The 16508-nt window shown below is 58.9% G+C and carries 15 protein-coding genes; 2 read left to right on the top strand and 13 right to left on the bottom strand.

What is annotated here, in order from left to right; all coding sequences use genetic code 11:
• Window positions 1-10: 10 nt before the first annotated feature.
• The 8 genes from menE to N7V53_RS07950 all read right to left on the bottom strand — a co-directional run bounded on the left by menE (window position 11) and on the right by N7V53_RS07950 (window position 7920).
• A complete protein-coding gene (gene menE / locus N7V53_RS07985; RefSeq protein WP_279792996.1) occupies window positions 11-1375 on the bottom strand; it encodes an o-succinylbenzoate--CoA ligase in 1365 nt (454 codons plus the stop codon).
• Window positions 1372-2337: an o-succinylbenzoate synthase gene (gene menC, locus N7V53_RS07980; RefSeq protein ID WP_279792995.1), complete on the bottom strand. Its 966-nt coding sequence runs from the start codon at window positions 2335-2337 to the stop codon at window positions 1372-1374. The genes menE and menC overlap by 4 nt, the downstream gene beginning before the upstream one ends.
• Window positions 2337-3194, bottom strand: a complete 858-nt coding sequence (gene menB / locus N7V53_RS07975; protein ID WP_054803352.1) for a 1,4-dihydroxy-2-naphthoyl-CoA synthase — start codon at window positions 3192-3194, stop codon at window positions 2337-2339. Before menB ends, menC begins: the two co-directional genes overlap by 1 nt.
• On the bottom strand, window positions 3191-3967 hold the full coding sequence (gene menH, locus N7V53_RS07970; protein ID WP_279792994.1) for a 2-succinyl-6-hydroxy-2,4-cyclohexadiene-1-carboxylate synthase: 777 nt from the start codon (window positions 3965-3967) through the stop codon (window positions 3191-3193). Before menH ends, menB begins: the two co-directional genes overlap by 4 nt.
• Entirely contained in the window at window positions 3964-5634 is a 1671-nt protein-coding gene (gene menD, locus N7V53_RS07965) for a 2-succinyl-5-enolpyruvyl-6-hydroxy-3-cyclohexene-1-carboxylic-acid synthase (RefSeq protein WP_279792993.1), read from the bottom strand. Before menD ends, menH begins: the two co-directional genes overlap by 4 nt.
• Before the next feature lie 71 nt (window positions 5635-5705).
• Window positions 5706-7001 (bottom strand): isochorismate synthase MenF, encoded by a 1296-nt coding sequence (menF, locus tag N7V53_RS07960; RefSeq protein ID WP_279792992.1) that lies wholly within the window; start codon window positions 6999-7001, stop codon window positions 5706-5708.
• 101 nt (window positions 7002-7102) lie between these two features.
• Window positions 7103-7405: a stress response protein ElaB gene (gene elaB / locus N7V53_RS07955; RefSeq protein ID WP_023479917.1), complete on the bottom strand. Its 303-nt coding sequence runs from the start codon at window positions 7403-7405 to the stop codon at window positions 7103-7105.
• A gap of 53 nt (window positions 7406-7458) precedes the next feature.
• Window positions 7459-7920 carry a GNAT family N-acetyltransferase gene (locus tag N7V53_RS07950; RefSeq protein ID WP_279792991.1) on the bottom strand — a complete coding sequence of 154 codons (462 nt, stop codon included), beginning with the start codon at window positions 7918-7920 and terminating at the stop codon, window positions 7459-7461.
• Between the two features lie 62 nt (window positions 7921-7982).
• On the opposite strand from N7V53_RS07950, the gene rbn reads away from it, so the two are divergent.
• Both rbn and N7V53_RS07940 read left to right on the top strand, forming a co-directional pair.
• Complete coding sequence (gene rbn, locus N7V53_RS07945; RefSeq protein WP_279792990.1) at window positions 7983-8900, top strand: ribonuclease BN; 918 nt, start codon at window positions 7983-7985, stop codon at window positions 8898-8900.
• A gap of 78 nt (window positions 8901-8978) precedes the next feature.
• Window positions 8979-10004, top strand: coding sequence for a chemotaxis protein (locus N7V53_RS07940; protein ID WP_023479862.1), 1026 nt, complete (start codon window positions 8979-8981; stop codon window positions 10002-10004).
• A 656-nt stretch (window positions 10005-10660) separates the two neighbouring features.
• Here N7V53_RS07940 and nuoN read toward each other — a convergent pair.
• The 5 genes from nuoN to nuoJ form a co-directional block, all read right to left on the bottom strand.
• The gene (nuoN, locus tag N7V53_RS07935; protein ID WP_023479817.1) at window positions 10661-12118 is read right to left on the bottom strand and encodes an NADH-quinone oxidoreductase subunit NuoN; all 1458 of its coding nucleotides are present in this window, start codon (window positions 12116-12118) and stop codon (window positions 10661-10663) included.
• A gap of 6 nt (window positions 12119-12124) precedes the next feature.
• The gene (nuoM, locus tag N7V53_RS07930; protein ID WP_270221741.1) at window positions 12125-13651 is read right to left on the bottom strand and encodes an NADH-quinone oxidoreductase subunit M; all 1527 of its coding nucleotides are present in this window, start codon (window positions 13649-13651) and stop codon (window positions 12125-12127) included.
• Window positions 13652-13813: 162 nt separating this feature from the next.
• Window positions 13814-15655 carry an NADH-quinone oxidoreductase subunit L gene (nuoL, locus tag N7V53_RS07925; RefSeq protein ID WP_279792989.1) on the bottom strand — a complete coding sequence of 614 codons (1842 nt, stop codon included), beginning with the start codon at window positions 15653-15655 and terminating at the stop codon, window positions 13814-13816.
• Window positions 15652-15954 carry an NADH-quinone oxidoreductase subunit NuoK gene (nuoK, locus tag N7V53_RS07920; protein ID WP_023479838.1) on the bottom strand — a complete coding sequence of 101 codons (303 nt, stop codon included), beginning with the start codon at window positions 15952-15954 and terminating at the stop codon, window positions 15652-15654. The genes nuoL and nuoK overlap by 4 nt, the downstream gene beginning before the upstream one ends.
• Complete coding sequence (gene nuoJ, locus N7V53_RS07915; protein ID WP_279792988.1) at window positions 15951-16505, bottom strand: NADH-quinone oxidoreductase subunit J; 555 nt, start codon at window positions 16503-16505, stop codon at window positions 15951-15953. The genes nuoK and nuoJ overlap by 4 nt, the downstream gene beginning before the upstream one ends.
• Window positions 16506-16508 lie beyond the last annotated feature (3 nt).

Genomic DNA, 16508 nt, shown 5'->3' with positions numbered 1-16508 from the left:
AGTTGCGGCACTAGCGCTGCTGCTGGTTGACCCATGTTTGCAGGGCGCGGCGGGAGATTTTGATGCCGCCGTTTTTCAGCTCCTCTGGCAACGGCAGCCAGCGCACCGGCTGTTGAAAACGCGCCAGCTGATCCGCCGCCCAGTGGCTTAAAGCCGCGACATTGACTTCGCTTTCGCACTCAATTACCGCGACAGGGCGCTGACCAAACTCCACATCATCAACCGGTACCACAAACACCTGTTGCACCTGCGGGTGACGGGCGATGGCGCGCTCCACCTCTTCAGGCTGAATGCCTTCGCCACCGCTGAAAAAGAGGTTATCCAGCCGACCGTGCAGAGTCAGACGCCCTTCATGCAGCCTGCCGCGATCGCGGGAGGCAAACCAGCCTGCATCATTGAGCAGCGGCAGCAACGCGCCGTTGCGCCAGTAGCCTGCGGCGAGGCTCCCGGCACGCAGCCACACCTCGTCGCCGACAATCTTTACCTCACGCCCCGGCAACGCATAACCGACATCGGGCGCGCCGTCGGCCTCTTTTGCGCACACCGTTGAGGCAAACTCCGTCAAACCATATCCGCACCAGCAGCAGATGCCGCGCTCGCGTGCCTGTTCAGTCAGCTCTACCGGAATGGCCGCGCCGCCGAGCAGCACCGCTTTCAGCGACAGCGGGGCATTATCATTGAGTAAGCGCCAAAGCTGTGTCGGCACCAGCGACGCATGGCTGCAACCGCGCAGCGCCTGATCGAGCGGCAGCTTATCGTGCACCGTCATGCGCGCGCCCGCCAGCAGCCAGCGCCACAAAATGCCCTGCCCCGAGACATGAAACAGCGGCAGCGAGAGCAGCCAGTCATCTTCCTTATTAAAGGGGATTAATGCGAGCACGCCCTGCGCACTCGCCAGATGGGCGGCGCAGGTATGCACCGCCGCTTTCGGCAAACCGGTTGAGCCGGAGGTGAGCGTCATTGATGCCAGCCGCTGCGGCTGCCATGCAACCGCATGCTCACCCGGCGCTTGCGCGCAGCGCAGAGGGATAAAATCGTGCGCCAGCGGCGCGGGGGTGAGATCGAGGGCGAAGCGCAGGGTCATGGCGGGCAGCAGCGCATCCAGCAAGGCGACGGGAAGCTGCGGATTGATCGGTAAAACCCGCGCGCCGCACTGCAATAGCGCCAGCCAGGCGAGCACCGTCTGCGGCTGGTTGCGCGCACGTAGCATCACGCCATCACCTACGCGTACGCCCTGGCGGGCAAAGCTGCTTGCCAGGGCATCCACCTCGTCACAAAGCTGCTGCCAGGTGAGGGTGTGCTGGCCTGAGCGCAGCGCAGGGTGTTCGCCGCGCTGCTCGCGCCAGTATCGCCACGGCCAGTCGGAAAAATTCATAGTAACGTGTCCAGCTCCGCCGCCGCGATACAGGGCAGTTCACTGCCGGGCCAGCGGCGAACCAGCTGCGCGGTCATCAACTGTAAAGTATCAAGACCGGGCACGGTGCCGGGCGTCAGCCAGGCTGCAATCCGCGCCAGCTGCGTTAGCCCGAGGCTCGACTCCAGCGATGAGCTGATCACCGCCGTCAAGCCGAGCGCATGTGCCGCCGCGACCTGCTGCGCCACTTTTTGCAGGCTGCCGGTGAGGGTCGGCTTGATCACTACCGCGCTGACGCCCGGCTGCGGCGTAAAGGTGAAATCCGCCTCGCGCAGGCTCTCATCCCAGGCAATCGCAATGCCGGTCTCCTCAGCAAAGGCCAGCGACGCTTCGCGGCTCTGGCACGGCTCTTCCAGAAAAGCGATGCGTGGGCGGTTGGCAGGCGCAACATATTTAGCGAACTGGCGAGCTTTCAGCGGCGTCCAGGCGCGGTTGGCATCCAGACGCAGGCGCAGATCGGGGATCGACTCCAGCAGCAGATTAACTACCATGCCGTCGCGCACCGCTTCGTAAAGACCTACTTTCACCTTCGCCAGCTTCTCGCCGGGCAGTGCGCCAAGTGCGGCAAACAGCTCATCGGGATCGCCGGTACAGAGCATCGCCGCACGGTAATCGGCAGGCTGCGGCAACTCCCCTGCCAGTTCAGCCAGCGCACAGCTCAGGCCAAAGGCCGCGCTGGGTTGAGATGGCAGCGCGGGTGACGCGCCGTCACGCCAGGCCTGCACCCACGCCATCACCGCAGGCTGCATCTCATCAAGCGTCTCAACGCTGAACCCCGGCAGAGGGGTAATCTCGCCCCACCCTTCGCCACCGTTTTCCTGCAACTGGATAAAGAGCCCGTCCCGGGTTTTCAGCCGACGCTCGCGCAGCACCACGCCTGCATCCAGCGGGATCTGCCAGCGGTAGATCTGCGCCTGGCGCATTACGGGTTCCGTTTAAATTTGCTGAAGTCAGGCTGGCGCTTCTGGTTGAAGGCGTTGCGACCTTCCTGACCCTCTTCGGTCATATAGAAGAGCATGGTGGCGTTGCCCGCCAGCTCCTGCAGCCCGGCCTGACCGTCGCAGTCCGCGTTCAGCGCCGCTTTCAGGCAGCGCAGCGCCATCGGGCTGTTTTGCAGCATTTCACGGCACCAGCGCACGGTCTCTTTTTCCAGATCCGCTAATGGCACCACGGTGTTGACCAGACCCATATCCAGCGCCTGCTGCGCATCGTACTGGCGGCAGAGGAACCAGATTTCGCGCGCTTTCTTCTGGCCGACAATGCGCGCCATGTAGGACGCGCCCCAGCCGCCGTCGAAGGAGCCGACTTTCGGGCCGGTCTGGCCGAAAACCGCGTTTTCCGCCGCGATGGTCAGATCGCACATCATATGCAGCACATGGCCGCCGCCGATGGAGTAGCCCGCTACCATCGCCACCACCGGTTTTGGGCAGGTGCGGATCTGGCGCTGAAAATCGAGGACGTTGAGGTGATGCACGCCGGAGTCATCCTGGTAGCCGCCGTAATCGCCGCGCACCTTCTGATCGCCACCGGCGCAGAAGGCTTTATCACCTTCGCCGGTCAGGATGATCACCCCGATATTGTCGTCATAGCGCGCATCGGCCAGCGCCTGAATCATCTCTTTTACCGTCACAGGACGAAACGCGTTGCGCACTTCCGGGCGGTTGATAGTGATTTTGGCGATGCCGTCAGCGGATTTTTGATAGCGGATATCGCTAAAACCTTCGGAGCAGTCGTGCCACTCAACGGCGGCGTAGAGTTCTTTTTCATCAGGGTAGATCATGGTCGGTCCTTAATCTCAAGAGGCAGAATTCGCGCCAGCAGGGCAGCAACGGCCGTGGGATTCTCCCGGTGCGCGTTGTGCCCGGCGGCAGGAATGGCGTAACAGTGGCGTGCGGCCTCGCTCGCCAGCGTGCGAAACTTACGGTCATGTTCGCCAAAGAAATAGTGAACGGGAAAAGCGGCGTCCCGTAGTGCAGCGCGCAGATCGGGCTGACGGCCAAGCGACGTTGCCGCCAGCATCTGCGCCAGCGCGTTGCCGTCATTGTGGCTGCGAAGCGCAACCAGGGTCGCACGTTCGGTTTCCGTCAGCCCGGCAAATACCGGCTGACGATACCAGGCGTCAAACACCTCGCTGAGCGGCTGGTGGCGCAGGCGCTGACACCACGCTTCATCAGCCTCCAGCCTTGCGGCACGCGCCTGCTCATCGGCAAGGCCTGGGTGCCCGCCTTCGATAATGATGCCCTGTAGCCCCGTTGGCTGCTGGCAAGCGTGAAACATCGCAATGCGGCCGCCGAGGGAGTACCCCACCAGCCAGTAACTTAGTATGTTGTAACGACTAAGCGTCGATCGCAGCAGCGCATCCATCCCGGTAAAGGAGTCAACAGAGGTTGTGGCTGACGCACCGTGGCCCGGCAAATCGAGATAGAGACGCGGGAAATCCGCAAGCGCTGCGCCGACGGGCTGCCATTCGCGACCATCACCGGAAAAACCGTGCAGAAAGACCAGCCACGGCAGCGGCTGCCGACCAGCGTGGATCTCTGCATGCAAACTCATAGCTGGCTGACCTGCGCGACAAGGTTTTGCAGGGTCTGCGCGCCGTCCGTCTCGTTTACCACCACTTCAATCACCGTCGCGCCCGGCTTCTGCCAAGCCTCGCTCAGCGCCTGCTCCAGCTGCGCCCAACTCTCCGGGCGATGATAAGGAAGCTCAAACATCGCGGCGGCATGATCGAAATGGACATTTTGCGGCATCAGATAGAAGCGCTCGCGCTCGGCGGGCGGCGTCGGTAACAGGGAGAAGATCTGCCCGCCGTTATTATTGACCACCAGCAGCACAAAGGGCGCGGAGGCCTGGCGCAGCAGTGCGAGGGCGTTGAGATCGTAGAGCGCAGAGAGATCGCCGACGATTGCCAGCGTCGGGCGCGCGGTGGCCCGCTGCACCCCGGCTGCGGTCGAGAGCAGGCCATCAATGCCGCTCGCGCCGCGGTTGCTGTAGACCGGATAACCTGCCGGCAACTGCGCCAGCGCATCCACCAGCCGCACCACCAGGCTGTTGCCGAGAAAAAGCTGACCCTGAGGCGGTAAATAGTCGCTAATACGGTGTGCCAGCTGCGCTTCGCCGAAATTCTCACGCTGTAGACGCACCCGCTCCCAGGCAAGCGCTGCGAGCGAGGTAAGCTTTTCGCACCACGGCGCGCGGGGTTCAGCCGGATGCAGCGCCAGCCAGCCGCCCACATCCGCCACTAAACGACGGCCACGGTGATGCGCCGGATCGAGCCTGCCGGGGAGATTATCAATCAGCCAGTACTCTTGCGGCGTGCAGGTCGCCTGCCACTGTAAAAGACGTTTTCCGGTCAGGCTGCTGCCAAATTGCAGCACAATCTGCGCCTCGCTGAGCGCTTCAACGGCCTGGCTATTAGCAAGCCAGAGATCGGCGCAGGGTAGCGGCTGCCCGGTTTGCGATAACACATCGCCAATCAGCGGCCAGCCGAGGGTTTTCGCCCACTCAGCCAGCTTGCGTCCTTCGGTTGCACTCATGCGCCCGGCGATCACCACGCCGCGTTTCTGCCGCCAGGAGAACCAGTCCCGCTCTCTGTTAATGCCGCACGGCGCGGACGCCTGTAACCATGGCTTATCATCCTGCCACCAGTCGCCTAACGCCTGCTGCCAGCCAAGACCGGTCTCATCCATTTCGCCATACAGCGGCTCAGCAAACGGGCAGTTAATATGCACCGCCCCGCCCTGCAATGTGCCTATTACATTATCAATCGTCGAGACCAGCCAGCGCGCCGGGATATCCTGTGACGGGCGCGGTAAGGCGATGGCCTCTGTCGGATGGGAAGCAAAGATGCCCGGCTGGCGAATTGCCTGGTTGGCACCGCAATCAATCAGCTCCGGCGGGCGATCCGCCGTCAGCAATATCAATTTTTCGCCGGTCAGCCCCGCTTCAATCAGCGCCGGATAGAGGTTCGCCACGGCGGTACCGGAGGTGACGATCACCGCCACCGGTTCATGGCTCGCTTTCGCCAGCCCGAGCGCAAGATGGCCCAGCCCGCGTTCATCAAAATGGGTGTGATGAATAAATGCGCGGTTTTCGGCGGCGGCGAGCGTCAGCGGCGTCGAACGGGAGCCTGGCGCAATGCAGATATGCCTGACGCCGTGGCGCGTTAAGGCTTCCAGAATCACCGCGGCCCAGCGTCGGTTGAATGAGCTTATCGACATGAATTTGTCCGGTATCAATATTGGGACTAAGTATAAATTTTCTGAAATGATTAGTTTTTGATATAGGTCGTCTATGGGTGCGTCTGTAGCAACAACGATCGCAGACCGGCGGCTTTATTATCGATCTCCTGCCACTCCTGCTCAGCGTCAGAACCGGGCACAATACCCGCCCCGGCATAGAGCCGCACCGTCTCGCCGCTCACCTTCGCCGAGCGCAGCGCCACGCAGAACTCACTCTGCTTACGCGACAGGTAACCTGCCGACCCGGCGTACCACTCGCGGGCAAAGGGTTCGTGACGGGCGATAAAACGCCGGGCTTCAGGGCGCGGTAAGCCCGCCACCGCCGCGGTCGGCTGGAGCAGATCTAAACAGAGGGCATCGTCTGCCACCCGCAGGTCACTCCAGATACAGCGGCGCAAATGCTGCACCTTGCGCAGCCGCACCACCTGCGGCGGCAGCACATCCAGCGCGCCGGTCTGCTGCTGCAAACGCTGGCAGATATCCTCCACCACCAGCATATTTTCCCGCTGGTTTTTATCGTCACTCATCAACCATGCTGCCCGCTGCTGCGCCTGTGCATCGTCATCATGATTTTCCACCGTCCCGGCCAGCGCTTCGGTGCGCAGCGCCACGCCGCGTCGCCGCCATAGCCGCTCGGGGGTCGATCCGAGAAAGGCGGTCTGGGCGTTAAAGCGATAGAGAAAGTGGAAGCAGTGGAGGTTGAGACGGCGGCTGGCGGCCATCAGCGCACCGGCATTCACTGGCGCATCGAAGCGGTAGTCGGTGGCGCGGGCGAGCACCACTTTATCCAGCTCGCCGCGCTGCAAGGTCTCAAGCGCCTGGCTTATCAGCATCTCCCACCCTTCGCGCGTCGGGAAGTGCTGCTGCTCAACGCAGCGCGGCGGGCTCATAACCAACGGAGTAGCAGGAGAAAGTGCGTTGAGAAAATCGGCAGCACACTGCGCATCTTCACGCAGCGAGGTGGCACTAAAGAGATAGAGGCGCAGCATCGCTTTGCCCCCTTCGCGCCGCCATTCGAGACGGGGTAAAAAGAGCGCACCTTCACTCGGCTCAAAGGCATTCAGCCCCCAAATGCGCACATCATCGGGCCAGGTCTGTAAATGCTGTTGCGCCTCAACGAGAGAGGTAAATGCGCGTAGTGCGCCAAGGGCGGCCGCTTCGTCATCGCCGCTGCGCTGCTGCCAGTAGAATTGCGGGTAAACATGCTGGGCACAAAGCCATGCCAGCGGATCGAAGGCATTATTTAGCGGGAAGGGAACGTCAAAAAGGGTAAAACCAGGGGTGTCAGGAAACGTGTCGGCAAGACGCTGGTGTAAAACGCCAAGCGCAGAGGACAGAGAAAACATGCGAACCCCTCCCGGAAAAACGGCACGGTTTTAAAAACCACACAGTATACGGGGTACTACGATGAATAGCAGTACCCCCTTCCAGGGAGGGGAGATAAAGTTTAGCGACGGGCTAACAGCAGACCGAGCACCAGACCTACAGCCGCACCAGCACCAACGCCCTGCCACGGTTTTTCGTGCACATAGTCATCGGCACGGTAAACCGCTTTTTTCGCACGATAGTAGTAGGTATCAGACGCGCTGCTGACGCGGTTTTTCACATCATGCAGCGCCTGTTCGGCACGTGCTTTCAGCTCAATGTACTTCTGGTCAGCGGGATCGCCCGATGAGCGGAGAACTTCTTCCAGCGTTTCGCTCAGCAGGGTCAGGTCGTCGTCAATGTGTGAATCGAATTGATTAGTCATCTCTTTTCTCCATGTTATGAACCTGTACGCTAACTATAGACAATAGCTGGCGTTTACGCCTGGCCGACCTCGCGGGCCATGCCGATATGGGGAATGCCATCTTCATCATAGATATCGGTGACCGGCTGGAAACCGAACTGTTGATAAAAGGGTTGCAGATGCGCCTGTGCACTCAGGTATAGCGCGTGCTGCGGCCAGTGTTGCAGGCAGGAGGCCACCGCGCGCGACATCAATTGATGGCCCAGTTTTTCCCCGCGTACGCTGGCGCTGACAATCACCCTACCGATGGCAATCGGCGAGAAATCATCATTACTTTTCAGAATCCTCGCATACGCCACCAGCTCATCCCCCTGCCAGCCGAGCAGGTGGCGGTTCTCTCCCACCAGATCGTCGCCATCAACATCGAGATAAGGGCAGGTCTGTTCGACCACAAATACTTCGCAGCGCAGTTTCAACAGCGCATAGAGCGCAGGCACGGTCAGTTCGGAATGGTGCAGGTCTTGCCAGCGGATCATCGTTATCTCCTCAAATAGACTCATGTGGTTATACTAGATTCTTTTCATTTCAGGCAAAGCATGTGGAACTGATCTTCTTAGGTACTTCAGCAGGCGTCCCGACGCGGGCGCGCAACGTCACCGCCATTCTGCTCAATCTTCAGCACCCGACGAGCGCCGGGCTGTGGCTTTTCGACTGTGGTGAAGGTACGCAGCATCAGCTGCTGCACACCGCGTTTAACCCGGGCAAGCTGGACAAAATTTTCATTACCCATCTGCATGGCGACCATATTTTTGGTCTGCCGGGCCTGCTCTGCAGCCGGTCGATGGCGGGCAATACGCAGCCGCTGCACATTTACGGCCCGCAAGGCATTAAGGAGTTTGTTGAGACCGCGCTGCGCCTGAGCGGCTCGTGGACCGACTATCCGCTGACCATTGAAGAGGTTAAGCCTGGCCTGGTGATGGATGATGGGCTGCGCAAAGTGACGGCCTTCCCGCTGGCGCATCCGGTGGAGTGTTACGGCTATCGCGTGGAAGAGCACGATAAACCGGGCGCGCTGAATGCCGCTGCGCTTGTCGCCGCAGGCGTTCCCGCCGGGCCGCTGTTTCAGACGCTGAAGGCGGGCGGCACGGTAACGCTGGATGACGGGCGCGTTATCGAGGGAAAAGATTACCTGGCCCCGGCCGAGCCGGGTAAACGGGTGGCAATCTTCGGTGATACCTCACCCTGCCCCGCCTCACTTGAGCTGGCGCAAGATGTCGATGTGGTGGTGCATGAAGCGACGCTTGAGAGCGCCATGGAAGAGAAGGCAAACAGCCGCGGCCACAGTTCAGCGCGGCAGGCGGCGCAACTGGCTCAGCAGGCTGGCGCTTCACGTCTGGTGATTACCCATATCAGTTCGCGTTATGACGCCGAGGGGAGCCAGGCGCTGCTAAAAGAGTGTCGTGAAATATTCCCGGAGACGACCTTAGCAGCAGATTTTGACGTAGTTCGCATTTGATTTTAATTTAGGCACTCTATTTTTTCGCCGTCATGCCGATAATAAGTTATACGCAGGCATTTCTTCTTTGAGGGCATGATGGATAATTTCCAGAAAGACATCGATGACAGGGCGAATCTTACTCTGTCGAACCGGTTTGAGCTGTTGCTGTTTCGCCTTGGCACATCATTAGATGCGACGAAATCTGAGCTGTTTGGCATCAATGTGTTTAAGTTGCGCGAAATCGTACCGATGCCCACATTTACTCGCCCTGCGGGAATGAAGCCGCCGTTGATGGGGATGGTCAATATCCGCGATCAGGTGATCCCGGTGATTGATCTCTCCGCCGTCGCTGGTTGCAAACCGGAGACCGGCTTAAACATTCTGCTGATCACTGAGTATGCCCGTAGCGTGCAGGCTTTTGCCGTCGAGTCCGTCGAGAACATCACGCGCCTGGACTGGAAACAGGTACACACGGCGGAAAAAGCGATCAATGGCCGCTATATCACCAGTATTGCCTGCCTCGATGATGATAAGGACACCAACAACCTGGCGATGGTGCTGGACGTTGAACAGATCCTCTATGACATCGTGCCGGCGGATCATGACGTTCACGGTGACCATGTTCCGGATAAGAAATTCAACCTGAAACCGGGTTCTATCGCGATTGTGGCTGAAGACTCCAAAGTGGCGCGCGCCATGCTGGAAAAAGGCCTGAACGCCATGGAGATCCCGAGCATGATGCATATCACCGGCAAAGATGCGTGGGAGAAAATCCAGCTTATTGCGCAGCAGGCGGAAAAAGAGGGTGTGCCGGTAAGCGATAAAATCTCAATGGTGCTGACCGATCTGGAGATGCCAGAGATGGACGGCTTCACCCTGACACGCCTGATCAAAACCGATCCGCGCCTGAAGAATATCCCGGTGGTGATCCACTCATCCCTCTCGGGCAGCGCGAACGAAGATCACGTCCGTAAAGTGCAGGCCGATGGCTATGTCGCGAAGTTCGAAATTAACGAACTTTCAGCGGTGATCCAGGAGGTGCTCGATCGCGCAGCGAATAACGTTCGCGGCCCGCTGATCAGCCACCGCCAGATGGCTCCGACCCCGCTGCTGGCGAAGTAACGCCGGCACAACGATTAAAGGCGCTACCGTTGGTCAAACGGTAGCGCCTTAAGTACGTTTCAGGTCATTACAAGAACGACAAGATCAGCTGTAACACAGCAATGATGATCGTGATTACGCGTTTCGCGAATTCACGGTTATACATCATCCGTTTTCCTCAACCGAGGAAGGAGCCGCCCGGACTGGCCCTTAAACTCCCCCGAATCAGGGCGAGCAGATGTTGAGTATTGCCTACGCCCCTTCCAGGCCTGAACCCTGTCACCACCACGTGTACAGCGGGGGAAATCCTTTGCCCGGCCCGAAAGTTAGATGCAGTAACCCCAACGAAGTTGATTTTACACTTCATGTAACCAACTGAAATGTAATTAAAAAACATCAGGAAAAACGACCTGTTTTCAGGCGTTTTTCTTAAACATCAGCTAACCCAACTGTTTGCGCTTGAAATAAAACAGCATATATCGGAAGCTTCAACGCGTTGAGTATTGCATACGCTCTTACCCCCCTGACGGGCCGGAAACGTAAACAACGGCGTGGCGCATCCCTCACCAGTTTGCGCTATACCGTTAAAACCCCAGCTTCCCCGCTGGGGTTTTTTTATGCGCAAAAAAAACCGCCAGGCTGCAAACCCGGCGGTTTTTCATTTGCGCGAGGCGCGATTACATCATCGGCAGCGCCAGCTGGACGATGCTAATCAGCGGCTGCGGATAGATACCGAGCACCAGCACCAGCAGAGCGGAGATGAGTACTACAATACCGCCCGCGCTGTAAGCCCAGTTGGACGGCGCATCGCGGTTCAGCTGCTGCGGCGCGTTGAGATAGAGGCTCACCGCAACACGCAGGTAGTAGTAGAGGCCGATTGCAGAACCGACCACCACTGCACCGGTCAGCCACCACAGGTTGGCCTGCACACCGACAGCCAGAATGTAGAACTTACCGATAAAGCCCAGCGTCATCGGGATACCCGCCAGCGACAGCATCATCACCGTCATTACCGCAGAGAGGATCGGACGGTGCCAGAAGAGGCCGCGATAGGAGTAGAGCGACTCGGCGTCCGGGCCGCGATACGGGCTGGACATCAGGCTTACCACACCAAAGGCACCCAGGCTGCTGAAGAGATAGCCAGCCAGGTAAACGCCAACGCTCTCCATTGACATCTGGCCGCCGCGCAGGGCAATCAGCGCCACCATCAGATACCCGAGGTGAGCGATGGAGGAGTAGCCGAGCAGACGTTTGATATTGGTCTGGCTCAGCGCCATCAGGTTACCGAAGATAATGGAGACAAAGGCGATAACGCCCAGCACCACGCGAACGGCTTCGCTGTTACCCACCGGCGCATAGAGGAACAGACGCATCAGCACGCCGAAGATGGCGATTTTGCTGGCGGTCGCCAGGAAGGTGGAGACCGGCGCAGGCGCGCCCTGGTAAACATCCGGTGTCCAGAGATGGAACGGCACCAGCGACAGTTTAAAGCCGAGGCCGACAATCATCAGACCGAGACCCGCCAGCAGCAGCGGCTCGTGCAGCACGCCTTCACCGAGGTTTTTACCAATGGCGACAAACGACAGATCGCCGCTCTGAGCGTAGACCAGCGCAATCCCGAACAGCAGGAATGAGGAGGCGGCCGCCGACAGAATGGTGTATTTGATGCTGGCTTCCAGCGAGCGTTTCTGGCGGAAGGCGTAGCCCACCAGCCCGAACAGCGGCAGAGAGATCAGCTCAATCCCGAGGAACAGCGAGGCCATATGATTGGCGTTAGCCAGCAGAATGCCACCCAGCGCGGCAATCAGCACCAGCAGGTAGAACTCTTCCTTGTTGTCGCTATAGCCTTCAAGCCACGGATAGGCAAAGGTGCAGGTGGCGAGACTCGCCAGCAGCACCAGCCCGGTGTAGAGCATGGCGTAGCCATCGACGCGCATCAGCGGCGTCACATCCATTGCTCCGGCGTGGCCAACGAACCACAGCGAGAGCAGTGCAACGTTCAGACCAACGACTGACAGCGTGGCATTAAAGAAATGGTTGCGTCGCCACGCAATGGAGAGCATCACAACCACCACCGTCAATCCGACGATTAGCAGCGGCAGCAGCGCAATCAGGTGTTGTGGAGTTATTGTCATGGCGAATTACGGCCTTGTAGTAATGGAGTTAACAAACCACTGCTGGATATTGCCCATCGCAGCGTGCGAGGTATCCAGAATCGGCTGCGGATAGAAGCCAAGCAGTACCAGAAGCACGACCAGGATAAGGATCATAAACAGCTCGCGCAGTGACAGACCCGGCAGCGTCTGGTTCGCGATTTCGCTCTTCGCTTTACCGAAGTAAGCGCGATGCAGCATCGCCAGCGAGTAAACGGAGGCGAAGACCAGACCGAAGGTGGAGATCACGGTAATCATCGGTACAACCTGGTAGCTACCGAACAGGATCATGAACTCACCGACGAAGTTACCGGTACCCGGCATCCCCAGCGTCGCCACAGCGAAGAACATCGACAGCGCCGGCAGCCACTTAATCTTGCTCCACAGACCGCCCATCATGCGCATATCGCGGGTATGCAGACGTTCGTAAAGCTGACCGCAAAGAATAAACAGACCCGCCGCCGAGAGACCGTGGGCAATCATCTGAATCACCGCACCCTGGTAGGCCAGCTGGCTGCCGGTGTAGATGGCAATCAGTACGAAGCCCATGTGGGAAACGGAGGTGTAGGCGATAAGACGTTTGATATCGGTCTGCGTGAAAGCCATCCACGCGCCGTAGAAGATACCAATCACGCCCAGCCACATGGCAATCGGTGCAAACTCCGCCGAGGCGTTCGGGAAGAGCGGCAGCGAGAAGCGCAGCAGACCGTAAGCAGCGGTTTTCAGCAGGATCCCCGCGAGGTCAACGGAACCTGCGGTCGGTGCCTGCGAGTGCGCATCCGGCAGCCAGCCGTGCAGCGGCACCACCGGCATTTTCACCGCAAAGGCGATAAAGAAGCCGAGCATCAGCAGGTATTCAACGTTGTGGGACATCGGCGTTTTCAGCAGCTCTTCATAGTTGAAGGTCCACACGCCGGTGGCGTTGTAGTGCACAAACACCAGGCCGAGGATGGCGATCAACATCACCAGGCCGCTTGCCTGGGTATAGATGAAGAATTTCGTCGCCGCGGTGATACGCGTCTTCCCGTCGGAGGCTTTATGGCCCCACAGCGCGATCAGGAAGTACATCGGCACCAGCATCATTTCCCAGAAGAAGAAGAACAGGAACATGTCGATGGCAAGGAACACGCCGATAACGCCGCCGAGGATCCACATCAGGTTCAGGTGGAAGAAGCCCTGATATTTCTCGATTTCACGCCAGGAGCAGAGAACAGCCAGCACGCCAAGAAAACCGGTCAGCACGACCATCAGCAGCGACAGACCGTCCATCGCCAGATGGATAGTGATGCCGAAGCGCGGGATCCAGTCGTGTTTAAAGCTCTCCTGCCACGTCGGGAAATCGGCAGACTGCGATAAAGAGTAGCCACCCTGCAACCAGAGTTGCAGAGAGAGCGCCAGCGTCAGTCCCATGGTGATCAGGGCGATCCAGCGCGGCACCTTCACGCCGAAGCGCTCGGTTTGCCAACACAGGAAACCACCGATAAAGGGAATCAATATTAGCCAGGGTAATAACATGGCGATTCATATTCCTTGTTTAAGTCCAGCTCAGGCTTTCTGGCTCGTCATCTGACTTCACCGTTACTGCCTGTCCTTTCGGACCTGATTTTCAACGAATTTTCACAAAATTCAGATTCTGCTCTTAGGCCGGAGAACAACTCTGCTCCCCGGCCCAGGAACTCAGCGCAACACCATCAGCAGACCGAGCACCACAACGGCACCGATACTCATGGAGGCCACATACCAGCGCAGATAACCGTTCTCGCTGAACAGCAGTCCTTTTCCGGCAAAGCGGGAGAGGATCGCCGGAATGTTCATCAGCGCATTCAGCGGATCACTCTTCAGCAGCCAGGCCACGCCCAGATACGGTTTCACGAAGATGCGATCGTAGAGCCAGTCGAAGCCCCAGGCATTGAACCACCAGGTGCCGAAGAAGCGGCCCGCCGCGCTGTTGGCAATCGATGTCACCAGCGTGCGTTTACCCAGCCACAGCCAGGCGGCCAGCAGAATGCCGATCACCGCCACTGCGCCAGAGGCCATTTCCAGCATCACCACGCTGCTGTGCGCCAGCTCAGCCGTTTCCGGCAGGACGCCGCGCAGCGGTGGCACAATCATTGCGCCAACGAAGGTGGAGAGGATCAGCAGCACAATCAGCGGCAGGTGATGGGTAATCCCCTTCCCTGCGTGGGCGTGAATCTGCTCTTTGCCGTGGAAGACAATGAAAATCAGACGGAAGGTGTAGAGCGAGGTCATAAACGCCCCGACCAGACCTGCAATCATCAGGTTAACGTGACCGTTCGCTACCGCTCCTGCGAGGATCTCATCCTTACTGAAGAAGCCCGCGGTAATCAGCGGCAGTGCAGAGAGCGCCGCGCCACCGACCAGGAAGCAGGCATACACCAGCGGAATTGACTTACGCAGGCCGCCCATCTTGAAGATGTTCTGCTCGTGGTGGCAGGCAAGGATCACCGAACCGGAGGAGAGGAACAGCAGCGCTTTAAAGAAGGCGTGCGTCATCAGGTGGAAAATCGCCGCGTCCCATGCCTGTACGCCAAGCGCCAGGAACATGTAACCAATCTGGCTCATCGTTGAGTAGGCGAGGACGCGTTTGATATCGGTCTGCACCAGCGCGGCGAAACCCGCCATCAGCAGCGTGACCGCACCGACGATACCGACCAGATGCAGCACTTCCGGCGTCATCAGGAACAGACCGTGGGTACGGGCAATCAGGTAGACACCTGCGGTAACCATCGTTGCGGCGTGGATCAGCGCAGAGACCGGCGTCGGGCCAGCCATTGCGTCTGCAAGCCAGGTCTGCAACGGCAGCTGCGCCGATTTACCAACCGCGCCGCCCAGCAGCATCAGGGTTGCCCACATCAGCATATGGTTGCCGTTGGCGAAGTGCTGCGGTGCCAGCTCGACCATCTCGCGGAAGTTCAGCGTGCCCAGCTCGTTGTAGAGAATGAACAGAGCGAACGCGAGGAAGACGTCACCAACGCGGGTGACGACAAACGCTTTCATCGCCGCTGCGCCATTCTTCGGATCGGTGTAGTAGAAGCCGATCAGCAGATAGGAGCAGAGACCCACGCCTTCCCAGCCGAGGTACATCAGCAGCAGGTTATCGCCCAGCACCAGAATCACCATGCTGGCGATAAAGAGGTTGGTGTAGGCGAAGAAGCGGGAGTAGCCCTCTTCCCCACGCATATACCAGGAGGCGAACATATGGATCAGGAAGCCAACGCCGGTCACCACCGAGAGCATGGTCAGCGACAGGCCGTCCAGCACGAGGTTGAAACCGATATTGAAATCACCGACCGCCATCCACGTCCACAGCGGCTGAACAAAAGCCTGCTGGCCGTTGTTGAAGAACTCAACGCCTACCAGCGCCGTGACCAGCGCAGAGAGACCAATCGAGCCCATGCCAACGGCGGCGGAGAGATTCTCCGACCAGCGGCCACGGGAGAAAGCCAGTAACACAAAGCCAATAAAAGGAAAAATTATGGTTAAGGCGAGCATGTTCATCCACGCATCTCACTTACTGAATCGATATTCAGACTCTGGCGGCGACGATGCAGTTGCAGCAGCAGCGCCAGGCCAATGCTCGCTTCCGCAGCGGCAAGGCTAATGGCGAGAATATACATTACCTGACCGTCGGTCTGGCCCCAGTAGCTACCGGCGACCACAAAAGCCAGCGCGGCAGCGTTGATCATGATCTCAAGCCCAATCAGCATAAACAGCAGATTGCGGCGAATAACCAGACCAGTCAGACCCAGCACAAACAAAATCGCCGCGAGGATCAATCCATGTTGTAACGGGATCATGCGTGCTCCTCCGTTTTTCTTTTCGCGCGGTCATCCGTGCGATTGCTCAGCAATTCGCCAGGTCTCTCTTCACGTCCAAGGTGGAACGCGACAACCAGACCTGCCAGCAGCAGCATTGAGGCCAGCTCAACCGCCAGAACGTAAGGACCAAACAGCGTGATACCGACGGCTTTCGCGCTAATCGCCGTGCCCTCGATGCCCTGATCGTTAACGCCCATAATGGCGTAGATCATGACGCCCAGCAGCACAGCAGAGAGCACCGCAGGACCAATCCAGATTTGCGGCGTGAGCCAGTTACGCTCCTGCTCGACCACCGAATTGCCCATGTTCAGCATCATCACCACGAAGACGAACAGCACCATAATGGCCCCGGCGTAGACGATGATCTCCAGCGCCCCAGCGAAGTACGCGCCGAGGGAGAAGAAGACCCCGGCAATCGCCAGCAGAGAGATGATCAAGTACAGCAGAGCATGCACCGGATTGGTATGCGTAATTACGCGTACCGTCGTCAGGATGGCGATCAGGCCACAGATATAAAAAGCGAACTCCATTGC

This window comes from Kosakonia sp. HypNH10, from assembly GCF_029850615.1.
In the GTDB taxonomy this organism is placed as follows: Bacteria; Pseudomonadota; Gammaproteobacteria; order Enterobacterales; family Enterobacteriaceae; genus Kosakonia; species Kosakonia cowanii.
This window is presented reverse-complemented; position numbering and strand designations above follow the sequence as displayed.